Source organism: Streptomyces endophyticus (genome assembly GCF_035798155.1).
GTDB lineage: Bacteria > Actinomycetota > Actinomycetes > Streptomycetales > Streptomycetaceae > Streptomyces > Streptomyces endophyticus.
In genome coordinates, this window is sequence record NZ_JAOZYC010000020.1 from 1 (window position 1) to 12,799 (window position 12,799).

The 12,799-nt window shown below is 71.9% G+C and carries 14 protein-coding genes and 1 pseudogene; 6 read left to right on the forward strand and 9 right to left on the reverse strand.

Annotated elements, in window-relative coordinates; translation table 11 throughout:
* Both OKJ99_RS04550 and OKJ99_RS04555 read right to left on the reverse strand, forming a co-directional pair.
* Positions 1-646: ATP-binding cassette domain-containing protein (locus tag OKJ99_RS04550; protein WP_326014427.1), on the reverse strand; the 646-nt coding region annotated here is incomplete at its 3' end.
* Entirely contained in the window at positions 643-1,650 is a 1,008-nt protein-coding gene (locus OKJ99_RS04555) for a BMP family ABC transporter substrate-binding protein (protein WP_326014428.1), read from the reverse strand. The genes OKJ99_RS04555 and OKJ99_RS04550, both read right to left, overlap by 4 nt.
* 169 nt (positions 1,651-1,819) lie before the next feature.
* On the opposite strand from OKJ99_RS04555, the gene OKJ99_RS04560 reads away from it, so the two are divergent.
* Entirely contained in the window at positions 1,820-2,539 is a 720-nt protein-coding gene (locus tag OKJ99_RS04560; RefSeq protein ID WP_326014429.1) for a GntR family transcriptional regulator, read from the forward strand.
* A gap of 104 nt (positions 2,540-2,643) precedes the next feature.
* Here OKJ99_RS04560 and glsA read toward each other — a convergent pair whose 3' ends face one another.
* Positions 2,644-4,446, reverse strand: a complete 1,803-nt coding sequence (gene glsA / locus OKJ99_RS04565; RefSeq protein ID WP_326014430.1) for a glutaminase A — start codon at positions 4,444-4,446, stop codon at positions 2,644-2,646.
* 83 nt (positions 4,447-4,529) lie between these two features.
* Between glsA and OKJ99_RS04570 the strand changes: the two genes are divergently transcribed.
* Positions 4,530-5,108 (forward strand): DinB family protein, encoded by a 579-nt coding sequence (locus OKJ99_RS04570; RefSeq protein ID WP_326014431.1) that lies wholly within the window; start codon positions 4,530-4,532, stop codon positions 5,106-5,108.
* Between the two features lie 3 nt (positions 5,109-5,111).
* Here the strand turns inward: OKJ99_RS04570 and OKJ99_RS04575 are convergent, their stop codons facing one another.
* Positions 5,112-6,920 (reverse strand): sugar phosphate isomerase/epimerase and 4-hydroxyphenylpyruvate domain-containing protein, encoded by a 1,809-nt coding sequence (locus tag OKJ99_RS04575; RefSeq protein WP_326014432.1) that lies wholly within the window; start codon positions 6,918-6,920, stop codon positions 5,112-5,114.
* Positions 6,921-7,037: 117 nt separating this feature from the next.
* Positions 7,038-7,940: a shikimate dehydrogenase gene (locus tag OKJ99_RS04580; RefSeq protein ID WP_326014433.1), complete on the reverse strand. Its 903-nt coding sequence runs from the start codon at positions 7,938-7,940 to the stop codon at positions 7,038-7,040.
* A 124-nt stretch (positions 7,941-8,064) separates the two neighbouring features.
* On the opposite strand from OKJ99_RS04580, the gene OKJ99_RS04585 reads away from it, so the two are divergent.
* Both OKJ99_RS04585 and OKJ99_RS04590 read left to right on the forward strand, forming a co-directional pair.
* The gene (locus tag OKJ99_RS04585) at positions 8,065-8,730 is read left to right on the forward strand and encodes a TetR/AcrR family transcriptional regulator (RefSeq protein WP_326014434.1); all 666 of its coding nucleotides are present in this window, start codon (positions 8,065-8,067) and stop codon (positions 8,728-8,730) included.
* Positions 8,731-8,880: 150 nt separating this feature from the next.
* A complete protein-coding gene (locus tag OKJ99_RS04590) occupies positions 8,881-10,230 on the forward strand; it encodes an MFS transporter (protein WP_326014435.1) in 1,350 nt (449 codons plus the stop codon).
* Positions 10,231-10,255: 25 nt separating this feature from the next.
* Here OKJ99_RS04590 and OKJ99_RS04595 read toward each other — a convergent pair whose 3' ends face one another.
* On the reverse strand, positions 10,256-10,558 hold the full coding sequence (locus tag OKJ99_RS04595; RefSeq protein WP_326014436.1) for a YkvA family protein: 303 nt from the start codon (positions 10,556-10,558) through the stop codon (positions 10,256-10,258).
* 143 nt (positions 10,559-10,701) lie between these two features.
* Between OKJ99_RS04595 and OKJ99_RS04600 the strand changes: the two genes are divergently transcribed.
* Positions 10,702-10,872, forward strand: coding sequence for a hypothetical protein (locus tag OKJ99_RS04600; RefSeq protein WP_326014437.1), 171 nt, complete (start codon positions 10,702-10,704; stop codon positions 10,870-10,872).
* A gap of 25 nt (positions 10,873-10,897) precedes the next feature.
* On the opposite strand, the gene OKJ99_RS04605 is transcribed toward OKJ99_RS04600, so the two are convergent.
* On the reverse strand, positions 10,898-11,398 hold the full coding sequence (locus OKJ99_RS04605) for a DUF5709 domain-containing protein (protein ID WP_326014438.1): 501 nt from the start codon (positions 11,396-11,398) through the stop codon (positions 10,898-10,900).
* Positions 11,399-11,709: 311 nt separating this feature from the next.
* Here OKJ99_RS04605 and OKJ99_RS04610 point away from each other — a divergent pair, with 311 nt between their 5' ends.
* A complete protein-coding gene (locus OKJ99_RS04610) occupies positions 11,710-12,063 on the forward strand; it encodes a Ser-Thr-rich GPI-anchored membrane family protein (RefSeq protein ID WP_326014439.1) in 354 nt (117 codons plus the stop codon).
* 170 nt (positions 12,064-12,233) lie between these two features.
* On the opposite strand, the gene OKJ99_RS04615 is transcribed toward OKJ99_RS04610, so the two are convergent.
* The gene (locus OKJ99_RS04615) at positions 12,234-12,572 is read right to left on the reverse strand and encodes a hypothetical protein (RefSeq protein WP_326014440.1); all 339 of its coding nucleotides are present in this window, start codon (positions 12,570-12,572) and stop codon (positions 12,234-12,236) included.
* Positions 12,569-12,799 (reverse strand): annotated as a pseudogene (locus OKJ99_RS04620) (cytochrome ubiquinol oxidase subunit I); the annotation flags it as partial. The pseudogene OKJ99_RS04620 and the gene OKJ99_RS04615, both read right to left, overlap by 4 nt.

Genomic DNA, 12,799 nt, shown 5'->3' on the forward strand with positions numbered 1-12,799 from the left:
GGCCGCCGCCCGCGACCCGGCCGCCGCGCAGCACGGTCGCCGCGTCGCCCGCCCGCGCCGCTTCGCCGAGCTTGTGCGTGACGAGGACGACGGCGTGCCCGGCGCCGGCGAGGCGCCGGCACGTGTCGAGCAGCGCGTCGGTCTCGGCGGGGCCGAGGACGCCGGTCGGTTCGTCGAGGACGAGCAGCCGTGGCTCGCGCAGCAGCGCCTTCACGATCTCGACGCGCTGACGTACGCCGACCGGCAACTCGCCCACCACGGCGTCGAGTTCGAGGTCGAGTCCGTACTCGTCACGGACCCGGGCGACACGGCGGGCCAGATCGGGCAGGCGCAGCAGGCGCAGGTTCTCGCCGACGGTGAGGGTCGCGACGAGACTGAAGTGCTGGTGCACCATCGCGACCCCGACGGCGAGCGCGTCGGCGGGACGGCGCGGCGCGTACTCAGCCCCGTACAGACGCAGACTGCCGCTGTCCGGGGTGAGCGAGCCGCCGACGGCATGGCACAGAGTGGACTTTCCGGCGCCGTTCTCGCCGAGGACACAGTGGACGGTTCCGGCGTCGACGACGAGGTCGACGTCGTCCAACGCCCGTACTCCGCCGTAGGACTTGGTGAGCCCGGTGATCGCCAGTGCGGGTGCCGCCGTCATCGGGTAGTGATCTTCCCGGATGCGATCTTCGCCTTCAGGTTGTCAAGCTTCTTGGTCACGACCGGGTCGGCGGCGCCGCACAGCACGATGTCGTTGTGCGGCTCGTCGAAGGTGAGCCCGAAGTGCACGGATTCCGCCTTCCAACTCCCCTTCACCAGCTGGTCGGTGGCGTACTCGATCTCGGCTCCGATGTCGGTCTCGACGTATCCGGCGTACGCCTTGTCGGTGCCGCACTCGTGGGCGACGGGGCCGCCGATGAGGGTGCCGCCGCGGCCTTTCGTGGCTTGGGCGACGCCCTTGTGGCCGAGATTGAGGACCTGGCCGAGGACGTCGGCGCCCGCGCCGTAGTTCGCGAGGGCGGACTGCTTGGCCTTCGCGGCGTCGTTGAAGTCGCCCACATACTGTGGCGTGAGGACCTTCACCTTCGGCTCGGCGGCCTTGGCGCCGTATCCGAACTCCTTGGCCGCGTTGACGATGGCGGGCAGTTCGGCGCCGCCGACGAAGCCGACCGTGCCCTTCTTCGTCAGCAGTGCGGCCGCCGCGCCGGACAGAAACGCCGCCTCGGCCTGCTGCGGGTCGTACAGGGCGAGGTTCGCCGTGGGCTTGCCGTCGGCCGGGCCGCCGATCTCGGCGAACTTCACCTTGGGAAAGCGGGCGGCGACCTTGCGCACGTCGGCGTCGGTCTGGCCGCCGAGCGAGATGACGAGGTCGGAGGCGGTGGCGAAGCGGACGAGGGCCTGCTCGTAGTCGGCGGCCTGGACCTGCTCGACCTTGCTGAACGCGACCTTGCCCTTGTGGTCCTCGGCCGCGCGCCGGTAGCCGCGGTACGCCGACTCCATGAACCCGTCGTCGGAGAGCGAACCCGGGAACAGGACGCCGACCTTGAGATCGCCGGAGCCGGCGTCGCCGCTCTGCGCGGACGAGGCGCCGCCGCACCCGGTGAGCAGGACGAGACCGAGTCCGGCCGCGACGGCGCCCGCACGACGTGGATGGGTGTGTGCCACTGAGATGCCTCCAGGGGGAGGGGCCCGCGAGCCCGATAGTGGTATACCGTTACGCGCCCTCAGTCTGGGAGCCTTATGTTGCCCGCGTGTTAGCGGACGGTTAGCAGTACGCTCCCCCGCCGCCGACCCGCTTACGGTGAGGGCGGTATCTGAGCGGAGGAAACCCTTGGTGACAGCGGCACAGCCGACGGGCCCGGGACGCGGATCGCTGCGCGACCGTGCGTACGAGGCACTGCGGCGACGCATCCTGGAGGCCGAACTCCAGCCGGGCGAACGGCTCGTGGAGCGTGACCTCGCGGCGGAGCTCGACGTCTCCCGCATCCCCCTGCGCGAGGCGCTGCGCCGCCTTGAGGCGGACGGCCTGGTGCTGCTGGTGCCGCACCGAGGCGCGCTGGTCTCGCCGTTCACCCCGGCCGACGTCCGCGATCTGTTCGACGTACGGGAATCCCTCGAGTCGCTGGCGGCGCGGCTCGCGGCCGAGCGATCGGACGGGGTGGGGCTCGCCCGCCTCGAGGCCCGCCTGCACGCCGCACGCGCCGCTACCCACGACCGGGACCGCGCCTCGATCGCCGCCGCGAACGCGGGTTTCCACGCGGACATCGTGGAGTTGGCCGCGAACCCGCTCCTGACGAGCATGATGGGCCCCTTGGCAGCGCGTACGCACTGGTTGTTCCGGCTCACCGCGCAGCGGGATCCTGCCCGACAGTGCGCCGAGCACGAGGAGTTGTACGCGGCGATCGCGTCCGGCGACGCGGACCGGGCCGCCGCCCTGGCCCTCGAACACGTCGCCGACGGCCGCGCCGAATCCCTGGCGCTCGCCGAGCGTTGGTCCCACCCGGAGATCGACCCGCAGGCGGTCGCCGCACGGCGGCGGCGCCGCGGTTCGTGAACCGCTGAATTCGTCCACTGCGCGGCCTGCCCGCACATCGGCTTCGCGGTGACCGCGATCACCGGCCGCGACGCACCGAGGACCGCGACGCAAGGTGCCACGCGTCAGGTGACGTCGCCCCGGTCCACCGTCTCCGCGCCCTCCAGCGGCGCCCGCTCCAGGAACGCGACCGCGTCGGGCTCCCGCTCCCGCAGGCGTCGGAAACCGGCCGCGGTGAGGGTGCGGCAGCGCGTGTCGCGTTCGGCGACGACCTTGCGGGTGCGGCGCGGCGGGAAGTCGGCGGGGGTGAGGGCCGCACCGGGCCCCGCCGACCAGGTGCGGCGTGTCGTCACCGTGTCGGCGGCGTCGGCGCACACGGCGAGCCGTCCGGACTCGACGTACCAGAGGACGATCCGGTCGAGCGGTACCGTCTGCGGCGGCGCGACGGACTCCCCCGCCGCGAGGTCCAGGGTGTCGAAGGCCTCGGCGAGGGCGGCGCGCAGGCCGGGGTCGGCCTCGCCGAACAGGTCGCAGTCGGCGAGCGGCACCGGGATGTCCGGGTCGAGCCCGATTCCGGTGAGCAGCTCGTCCTCGCAGGCCTCCAGTGCGCGGCCGAGGTCGGGGAACTCGTCCGCGGTCCGGGTCATCGCCTGCCGCTCGTCCGGGTCGGCGAGCACCATGCGCAGGTCGCGTGTGCGCAGCTCGGCGGCGAGGCCGCGCAGCAGGTCGGCGGCGACCGGTTCGATGCGGCCGACGCGGGTGAGGTCGAGCACGAACCAGCCGACGGCGTCCGGGAGTTCGAGGGCGGCGCGCAGGGTCTGCTCGGCGGTGGCGAAGTCGAGGTCGCCCTGGAGCACGTGGACGCGGATCCGCTCCGCGCGGGCGTCGAGTGCGGCCCGCTGGGCGCGGGTGCGGTGCCTCAGGGAGCGCAGCGGGGCGGGGTGCAGGGAGCGGGGCGGCAGCGGCCGGCGCTCCGGGGCCGTGGCCCGCATCAGGTGCAGCCCGAACTGGTCGGAGATCAGGTGGCAGGCGGCGATGCCGCGCACGCTGTTGCCCTTCTCCTCCAGCGGCGGGCTGAACACGCCGATCCCGAACTGGCTCGGCAGCGCGACCCCGATCCCGCCGGACACCCCGCTCTTGGCGGGCATGCCGACCCGCAGCATCCACTGCCCCGACGCGTCGTACATGCCGCAGGTGGCCATGACGGCGAGGACGTGCTGGGCGTGCCGACTGGCGACGACGCGTTCGCCGGTGACCGGGTTGATGCCGCCGCCCGCGAGGGTCGCGTGCATCACGGCGAGGTCGTCGCAGGTGACGAGGACGGAGCACTGGCGGAAGTAGACGGCGAGCTCCGCCTCCACGTCGCCGGTGAGCGAGCCCGCGTTGTGCATGAGGTAGGCGAGGGCGCGGTTGCGGTCACCGGTCGCGCACTCGGAGGCGTACACCGCTTCGTCGACGGTGAGGGGACGCCCCGCGAAGGCGCTGAGCCCGTCCAGGATGCGGTCGAAGCGGGCCTTCTGGGTGTCGCCCGCGACGAGCGAACTGGTCACGATGGCCCCGGCGTTGACCATCGGATTCGGCGGACGGCCCGTGCCGGGCTCCAGGCGGATCGAGTTGAACGCCTCGCCGCTCGGCTCGGCGCCGACCCGCGCCAGGACGTTCTCCAGTCCGTGGTCGGCGAGCGCCAACGCGAACACGAAGGGCTTTGACACCGATTGCGCGGTGAAGCGGACCGCCCTGTCCCCGCTCCCGTAGACCTGCCCGTCCAGGGTGCACAGGCTGAGGCCGAACAGTCGCGGGTCGACGCGGCCGAGCTCCGGGATGTACGAGGCGGGCTCGCCGTCGTTCAGATCGCGCAGCCGCAGCCGCACACCGTCGAGGAGTGCGGTCAGCGGATCGTGTGCGGAGGCTTCCGGCTCGTGTCCCATCCCGTCCATCGAAGCCCATGAGGTGCGTCGCTGCCTGTCGAAAACCGCTGTTCCCCACCCGTCCGAGGCAGCAGAGTGACCACATGACCGACACCGACCGCAGAAACGATCTCCTGCGCTACCTCCAGGACGCCCGCGACGCCCTGCTGTGGAAGCTCGACGGGCTCTCCGAGTACGACGTCCGGCGCCCGCTGACGCCGACCGGAACCAACCTGCTGGGCCTGCTCAAGCATGTGACCGGCGTGGAGCTCGGTTATCTCAGCGACACCTTCGGCCGGGCGCACGGCGAGCCGCTGCCCGATTTCCAGGACGTCTACGACCACAACGCCGACATGTTCGCGACCGCCGACGAGTCCCGCGACTCGATCATCGAGCGCTACCGGCGGGCCTGGACGCACACGGACGCCTCGGTCCGGGAGCTGCCCCTGGAAACGGTCGGCACGGTGCCGTGGTGGCCGAAGGAACGCAACCAGCTCACGCTGCACCACGCCCTGGTCCGGGTCCTGTCCGACACGCAGCGCCACGCGGGCCAGGCCGACATCCTCCGCGAGGGCCTCGACGGCGCGGCGGGCTACCTCCAGGACAACGACAGCCTGCCCCCGCTGGAGTGGGAGCAGTACCGCGCCCGCCTGGAGGAGATCGCGTCACGCTTCAAGGGCTAGGGCCTAGTTCGCCGCGTGCTGCGCCGCGAGCCGTACCGGTGCGTTCTGTGCGCCGTATCCCTCGTAGCCGTCCTCGCGCTGGGCCAGTTCGAAGAAGACTCGGCCCACCGTGCGGGTGTAGCAGTGGCGGAAGGTGCCGTGGGCGTCGCGGTCGTAGAGGATGCCGAGGTCCTGGTAGGTCTCCAGCTCGCCGGGGGCGAACTCGAAGCGCGCGGCGAGGTCGTCGTAGTAGTTGCCCGGCATCGGCAGCAGGTCCCCGCCCGCCGCGCGGAAGCGGCGGGCGGCCGCGACGACGTCGCTGGTGGCGAGGGCGATGTGCTGGGCGCGGTCCTGGTCCTCACCGGGGCCCGGGCCCGCGCCGAGGGCGATGCGGACGGCGCCGTCGGCGGTGGCGACGGCGCGGCTGCGCAGCAGTCCGTAGGGGTCGGCGACGTCGACGCTCGCCCGTGGTTCGAGGCCGAGCACGCTGCGGTGGAACAGGGCGGCCTCGTCGAACTGGTGCCAGGGCTGGGTGAGCTGGAGGTGGTCGACGCCGGTGATGTCGGTCTCGGCCGGCCGCTCCCCCGTCGGCTCGAAGTCCCGGATCCAGCTGGGGAGTTCGGGTCGGTCGGTGGCGCAGAAGAAGAGTTCGGTGCCGTCGGGCGCCGCGACGGCGTCGAGGAGGACGTCGGCGGTGCCGCGGCGGCGCGGCAGGACCGGGGCGAGCAGGGCCTCGGCGCGGCGGGCGGCGGCGGCCGGGTCGGGGGACTCCAGGCCGACGGCGGCGAGGACGGTTCCGTCGCGGCGTGCGGCGGGCCCGGTGTTGAGCAGCACCCGTGCCTCGCCCTGCTCCCAGAGGTCGACCGGCTTGCCGCGGTGGCGTCCTGTGCGGGTGAAGCCGAGGGCTGCGAGGAGGTCGGCGGCGGGGGCGACGTCGGGGGTGACGAGTTCCGTGAAGGCGACGCCGGTGGGTACCACGGGCGCGGGCAACTCGCCCTGCCCGACGACGTCCTGAAGCCCCACGGCCTCCTGGAGCGCGAGCAGCGAGCGCCGTGCGTCCACGGCCGCGGGACCGGCCTCGGCCTGCCGGAACACGTCGTTGAAGATCTCCAGCGACAGCGGCCCCCGGTACCCGGCCCGCAGCACGTGCCGCAGCAGGCCCGCGACGTCGAGGTCGCCCTGGCCGGGGAAGCAGCGGTAGTGGCGGCTCCAGCGCAGGACGTCCATGTCGAGCAGGGGCGCGTCGGCGAGCTGAAGGAAGAAGATCTTGTCGCCGGGGATGTCCTCGATGCCTTCGAGGTCCTTGCCCTCGGTGCCGCGGGCGAGGATGTGGAAGCTGTCGAGGCAGGTGCCGAGCGCCGGGTGGTCGGCGGCCTCGACGAGGCGCCAGGCGTGGTCGTACGTGTTGACGTGCCGGCCCCAGGCGAGCGCCTCGTAGGCGACGCGGACACCGAAGTCGCTCGCCCGCTCGGCGAGTCGGCGCAGTTGCTCGGAGGCGAGCGCGTCGTCCCCGACGGAGAGCGGCGAGACGCTGGAGCACACAAGCACGGTGTCGGCGCCGAGGCGCTGCATGAGCCGGAACTTGTGCTCGGCGCGCCGCAGGTTCCGCGCGAACACGTCGTCGGGCACGGCCTCCATGTCACGCATCGGCTGGTACAGGTCGATGCTCAGGCCGAGGTCGGCGCAGCGGTCGCGGACCTCCTCGGGGGTGAGGGGGCTGGCGAGCAGGTCGTTCTCGAAGATCTCGACGCCGTCGAAGCCCGCGCGGGCGGCGGCGGTGAGTTTCTCGGTGAGCGATCCGCTGAGCGAGACGGTGGCGATGGAGGTTCGCACGGTGCTCCTTCCGGAGGGGGGCGGGTCGGCGGGGCGGGGCGGCGGCGGGGGTTGAAAAGACTCGGGGCTCTGCCCCGTACCCCGCTGCTCAATCGGCGCAGGGGCCTCAGCGACTGTTCAGTCGGCGCAGGGGCTGGAGGTGGCTGCTCGCAGCGCGTCCTCCGGGACGGCGAGTTCGGCGAAGTGGGTGAGCATTCGGGCGGCGTCCGGCTCGCGCCCGGTGAACAGGCGGAACGCGTCGACGGCCTGGAAGACGGCCATGCCGCCGCCGTCGAGGACGGCGCAGCCCAGGCCGCGCGCGGTGCGCACGAGTTCGGTCTCCAGTGGCCGGTAGACGACCTCGGCGACCCACAGGCCGGGGTGCAGCAGTTCGGCGGGGAGCGGGAGGCCGGGGTGGGCGGCCATGCCGGTGGGGGTGGCGTGCACGATGCCGTCGGTCTCGGCGACGTGTGCGGCGAGGGCGTCCGGTGTGGCGGGCACCGCGCGGCCCTCGCCGAAGTGTCGGTTCAGGGAGGCGGCGAGGGCGGCGGCCCGCTCCGGCAGCGCGTCGACGAGCACGATGCGACCGGCGCCCAGGGTGAGCACCGCGTGTGCGACGGCGGCGCCCGCTCCCCCGGCGCCGAGCTGGACGACACGCTCCATCCGGGCCTCGGGCAGCCCGCGGGCGAAGGAGGCGGCGAAGCCGGTCACGTCGGTGTTGTGGCCGATGGCGCGGCCGCCGTCGAAGACCACGGTGTTGACCGCGCCGAGCGCGGCGGCCTGCGGCGACAGTTCGTCGAGGTGCTCGATGGCGAGCTGCTTGCAGGGGTGCGTGATGTTCAGGCCGTCGAATCCGACGGTGCGGGCGGCCCGCAGCAGCTCCCCCACGTTCTCGGGCCGTACGCCGAGTTCACCGATGTCGAGGCGCCGGTACAGATACCGCAGGCCCTGTCGGTCGGCCTCCCGCTCGTGCAGGGCGGGGGACAGCGAGGGCCCGATGCCCTCGCCGATCAGACCGACGAGATAAGAGTCCTGGGGCACGGGGTCCTCCTGGCCGAGCGTCACGCTTAATGTACGAACTGGTTCGTTACTCATATCAAGTCCGAGGCCCTTCTGGGAAGGGACTGATCGGAACCGACCCCGCCACGGCTCCTACAATCGCCGGATGACCACTGTCGAAGAGCCGGCGCGTCGCGCGGGGCGCATCCGTGACGCGGCCCGCACCAAGGCCGAGATCCTCAAGGTCGCCACGGCGGAGTTCGCCCGCGCCGGGTACACCGGCGCCCGCGTCGACGAGATCGCGGCCCGCACCCGCACCACGAAGCGGATGATCTACTACTACTTCGGCGGCAAGGAGCAGCTGTTCACGGCCGTTCTGGAGCGCAGTTACGCGGTGATCCGCGAGGCCGAACAGGACGCCGACGTCGAGGGCCTCGACCCGGTCGCCGCGATTCGGCGGCTCGCCGAGCTGACCTTCGACCACCACGAGCAGCACCCGGACTTCATCCGCCTGGTGAGCATCGAGAACATCCACGACGCCGAGCACATCACGGCGTCCGAGACGATCGGCTCACTCAACTCGCCGGCGATCGACGTGATCGGCCGGATCCTGGAGGCGGGCCGGGCCGACGGCGTCTTCACGGCGGACGTGGACGCGGTGGATCTGCACGCGATGATCAGCTCGTTCTGCTTCTTCCGGGTCTCCAACCGGCACACGTTCGGCGCCCTGTTCGGCCGCGACCTGACGGCGCAGGACCGCCGCGAGCACTACCGCACGATGCTGGGCGACATGGTGATCGCGTACCTGACGGCGGGCGGCGGCGAGCGCTGACCGGCTCGTACGTCCTCGTCGCAACCTCTTGACAGGCGGGAAACACGGGCGCAACATCGCTGGCCATCAGCTACTAACTATCCAGTGGGTTAATTAACCCGGCCGGTTCCGACCCGCCGGGTTGGTCCACCCAGCCCTCAAGGAGCCCGCGTGTCCGTCCCCGCAGCACCACCGCGCGCACCACAGGGCCAGCCCCGCAAGGCGGCATTCGCCGCCTGGAGCGGCAGCGCCCTCGAGTACTACGACTTCTTCATCTACGGCAGCGCCGCCGCGCTCGTCTTCCCCAAGGTGTTCTTCGACGAGTCCGATCCGGCCGACGCCACCCTGCTCTCGCTCGCCACGTTCGGCGTCGCGTACGCCGCGCGGCCCGTCGGCGCGTTCTTCCTCGGCCACATCGGCGACCGCCTGGGCCGCCGCAAGATCATGGTGTTCACGGTGGTCCTGATGGGCCTGTCGACGTTCCTGATCGGCTGTCTGCCCACCCGCGAACAGGTCGGCGGATTCGCGCCGTTGCTGCTCGTGCTCTGCCGCATCCTGCAGGGCATCTCGGCCGCCGGTGAGCAGTCCAGCGCCGGCTCGATGACCCTGGAACACGCGCCGGAGGACCGGCGCGCCTACTTCACGAGTTTCACCCTCAACGGGACCCAGGCCGGGCAACTCCTCGCCACCATCATCTTCCTGCCGATCGCGGCGCTGCCCGAGGACCAACTCCTGTCCTGGGGCTGGCGCGTGCCGTTCTGGCTGAGCCTCGGCGTCGCCGTCGCGGGCTACGTCATCCGGCGCTCGCTGGACGAGACGCCCGAGTTCGCCCGCAAGGCCGAGTCGGGCGAGGTCGCCAAGATGCCGCTCGCGGTGCTCTTCCGCGATCACTGGGTGGACGTGCTGCGCGTGATCGGGGGCGCGCTGGTCGCCTCCGTGAGCACGATCTTCACGGTGTGGGCCCTGTCGTACGCGACGAGCGACGCGGTCGGCATGGACCGCTCCGCGATGCTGTGGGTCGGCGCGCTCGCCAACCTCGTGGCGCTCGCCGCGATCCCGCTGTGGGCGCGCCTCGCCGACCGCATCGGCCGCCGCCCCGTCTTCCTGACGGGCGCCGCCGGCAGCGCGCTGCTGATGTTCGGCTACCTGTGGGCGATCTCCACGGGCTCGTACGCGCTCACGTTCGTGCTCGGCATCCTGGCGTTCGGCGTGGTCTACAGCGCGGCCAACGCCGTGTGGCCGGCCTTCTACGGCGAGATGTTCCCCACCCGCGTACGGCTCTCGGGCATGGCGATCGGCACCCAGATCGGCTTCGCCATCTCGGGTTTCGCGGTGACGTTCGCGGCGCAGATCGCGGGCCCCGGCGGCGACAACTGGGGCGCGGTGGGCCTCTTCACGGCGGCGCTGTGCGTGCTGCCGGTGGTGGCGGCGCTCACGGCCCGCGAGACGGCGAAGGTGCCGACCGGGCAGTTGGGCGAGCGGGGCGCCGGCTCCGCCGTGCTCAAGGGCGCGGCGGTCTGACCGCACCCGTCATGAGCGCCGGACCTCACGGAGCGGGGGTCCGGCGCTCTCCTGTGCCGATGCCCGCCTTGCGTGCCGCGCCGTGCAGCATCTTCAGGGCCACCAGAAGTACCCCGATGTCATCGAGGTAGATCGGGTCGGGCAGCAGGTCGACCGGGGAGATGGTGTAGGCGATCGCGGCCCAGAACAGTGCCTTGTTGTGCAGCGGGATGCCCGCGTCGACGAGCAGTCGGCGGGCCTTGAACACCCGGACCAGGAGCACCGCGGCGACCACCAGCATCGCGAGTGCCGCGAGCGTGCCGAGAACGATCCACGCGGTGCTGTCCATGCCGGTCCCCCTGGGGCGAAAGAGCGAGTCGTCCCAGGCTAGAGGGTGCGGGGCGGGGGCTCTCCCACGTGCGACGCGCGGCTCGCCGGGCGAGGATGTGATCCGAACACGCCAGCGGGGCTCGTGAGGAGGAGGGGCCGACAGTGCTGATCTTCGTGGCCATGATCCTTGGAGGGATCGGTGTGGTCTGCATAGGCATCACGGCGCGGCGCATGGTGACGGGTGATGTCGCCCTCGGCCCGCCGCTCCTGGCCCTGGTGACGGCGTTCGCCGCGGCCGCGCTGATGCTGACGGCGACGGCCCTCGGCCGGTGATCCGGGGCCCCTCCCCGTACGGACCTCAGGTCTCGCCGTCGTCCACCACGTGCATGGCGGCCTCTTCGGCCGATGCCGCTCCCCCGCCGTAACCGGCGTCCTGGGCCAGCATGTCCTTCTCGGCGTCCTCATGGGCGCCCTCGTCCGGTGCGATCAGACGCCCCGCGCGCCACGTGCCCACCTCTGAGTCCAGTGGCTCGCCTTCGCCGTCTCGCAGATCGCCCACACCGTCACCGTCCTCCTCGCCGGACTCCAGCGCCTCGTAGGCGTCGATGACGGGGTCGGGACGCTCCTCCGAGAGGCGCTCGTCGAGCGTCTCGCCCGCCTGCCGCTCCGCCGCGGTGTTGCCGCTGTGCTCGACGGCCAGCGGGCGCTCGGGCGGCGACCATCCCTCGTCGTACGGGTCGACACCGCGGTCGTTCAGGGTGTCCTCGATCTCGAGGATGCCCTCGTCATCTCGCACGTCAGGGCCCGAGGGCTGGTACACCTCGTCGCCCATGGCCGAGTCGTCACTGCGCTCGGTCATGCCGCGTCACCTCGTCTCCATGCTCCGTGTCACATATCCAGCGTGCACCAGTACGCGCCGCCCGGCGCTTCGCGGGGGCCCCGCGCGTGCGCGCGAGGGTGCACCCGCAGGCCGGATCTGTCCCGCCGACACCACCGGTTCGGGGACAGAACCGTCCCTCGTGGGGTGGGGCCTGCGGCCGAATGCTTGAGGTCGGCCGCGATTATGGGAAGAGACCCTTTGTCCGGATTCGTAACTCTCGGCTTCCGGCCGTTCACCATCCGCATCTGTTCCCCATCTGTCCCATCGATCCGACGGAACGAGGTCGTCGCATGCGCCGCACCGGATTCCTCTCCCTCGCCGCCGCCCCACTCCTGGCCTTCGCGCCCCTGGCCGAGCCGGCCCAGGCCCTGACCGTCATGGAGCCCGTCGCGGACTCCGTGCACAGCACCGGCGGCAGCATGTTCGTCACCTGGAAGAACCGCACCGGCCAGAAGCTGGACATGTGGCTCGTCCGGGGCGACGCCGCCCGCGTCGTGCAGCTCGCGTCGCGGCTGACCGCGGCGCCGCGCGGCGAGACGTCCACCGTCCTGCCGAACGTGCCGGACGGCAACGGCTACGCGATCGAGCTCGCGAGCCGCGACGGCGGCGAGCGCGGCTTCAGCCCCTCATTCGCCGTGGGCTGATCTCCTGCGTCCTCGCCCGCGCGGGCAGCGGCAGCACCCCCACGACGAGCGGCGTCACGACGGTCGCCGGCGCGGTCGGCCACGCGACGCCCAGCGCGTTCACGGCGATGTTCCGCCGGGCGCTGGGCACGCGGCCGACCGCGTACTTCACCTGAGCACGTACGCGTACGTCACTTGAGGGCGACCAGTGACGCCAGGCTCATCAGGCCGACGAGGACGCCTCCGCAGATGCCGACGCAGCGCGCCTTCAGGCGCTCGTAGCGCTTGTCGTACTCGGTGCGCAGCTCCGCGGCACGCGCCACGATCTGGCCGAGCGCGGCCCTGTGGAAGACGAGGCGCTCCTCGATGAAGACGCGCCGCACCTCCTCGCACTGTGCCCCGGTGAGCCATTCGAGCCGGTCGGTGAACGCCTCGGCCTGCGTATGGGCCTCGGTGACCTTCGAGTTCCACAGCAGAAAGCCCTCCATCTGCTGGATTCCCGCGCTCACGTCGTGCTCGGTGCTGCTCATGCGGACGCGTCCTCGTGCCGGTTCTCGGCGTGATCGAGGGCGGCGACGCCGGGATGGTGCAGGTCGAACGCCGGGGACTCGGAGCGGACGCGCGGCAGGGTGAGGAAGTTGTGCCGCGGCGGCGGGCAGGACGTCGCCCACTCCAGCGAACGGCCGTAGCCCCACGGGTCGTCGACCTCGACCTTCTTGCCGTACTTGGCGGTCTTCCACACGTTGTAGAAGAACGG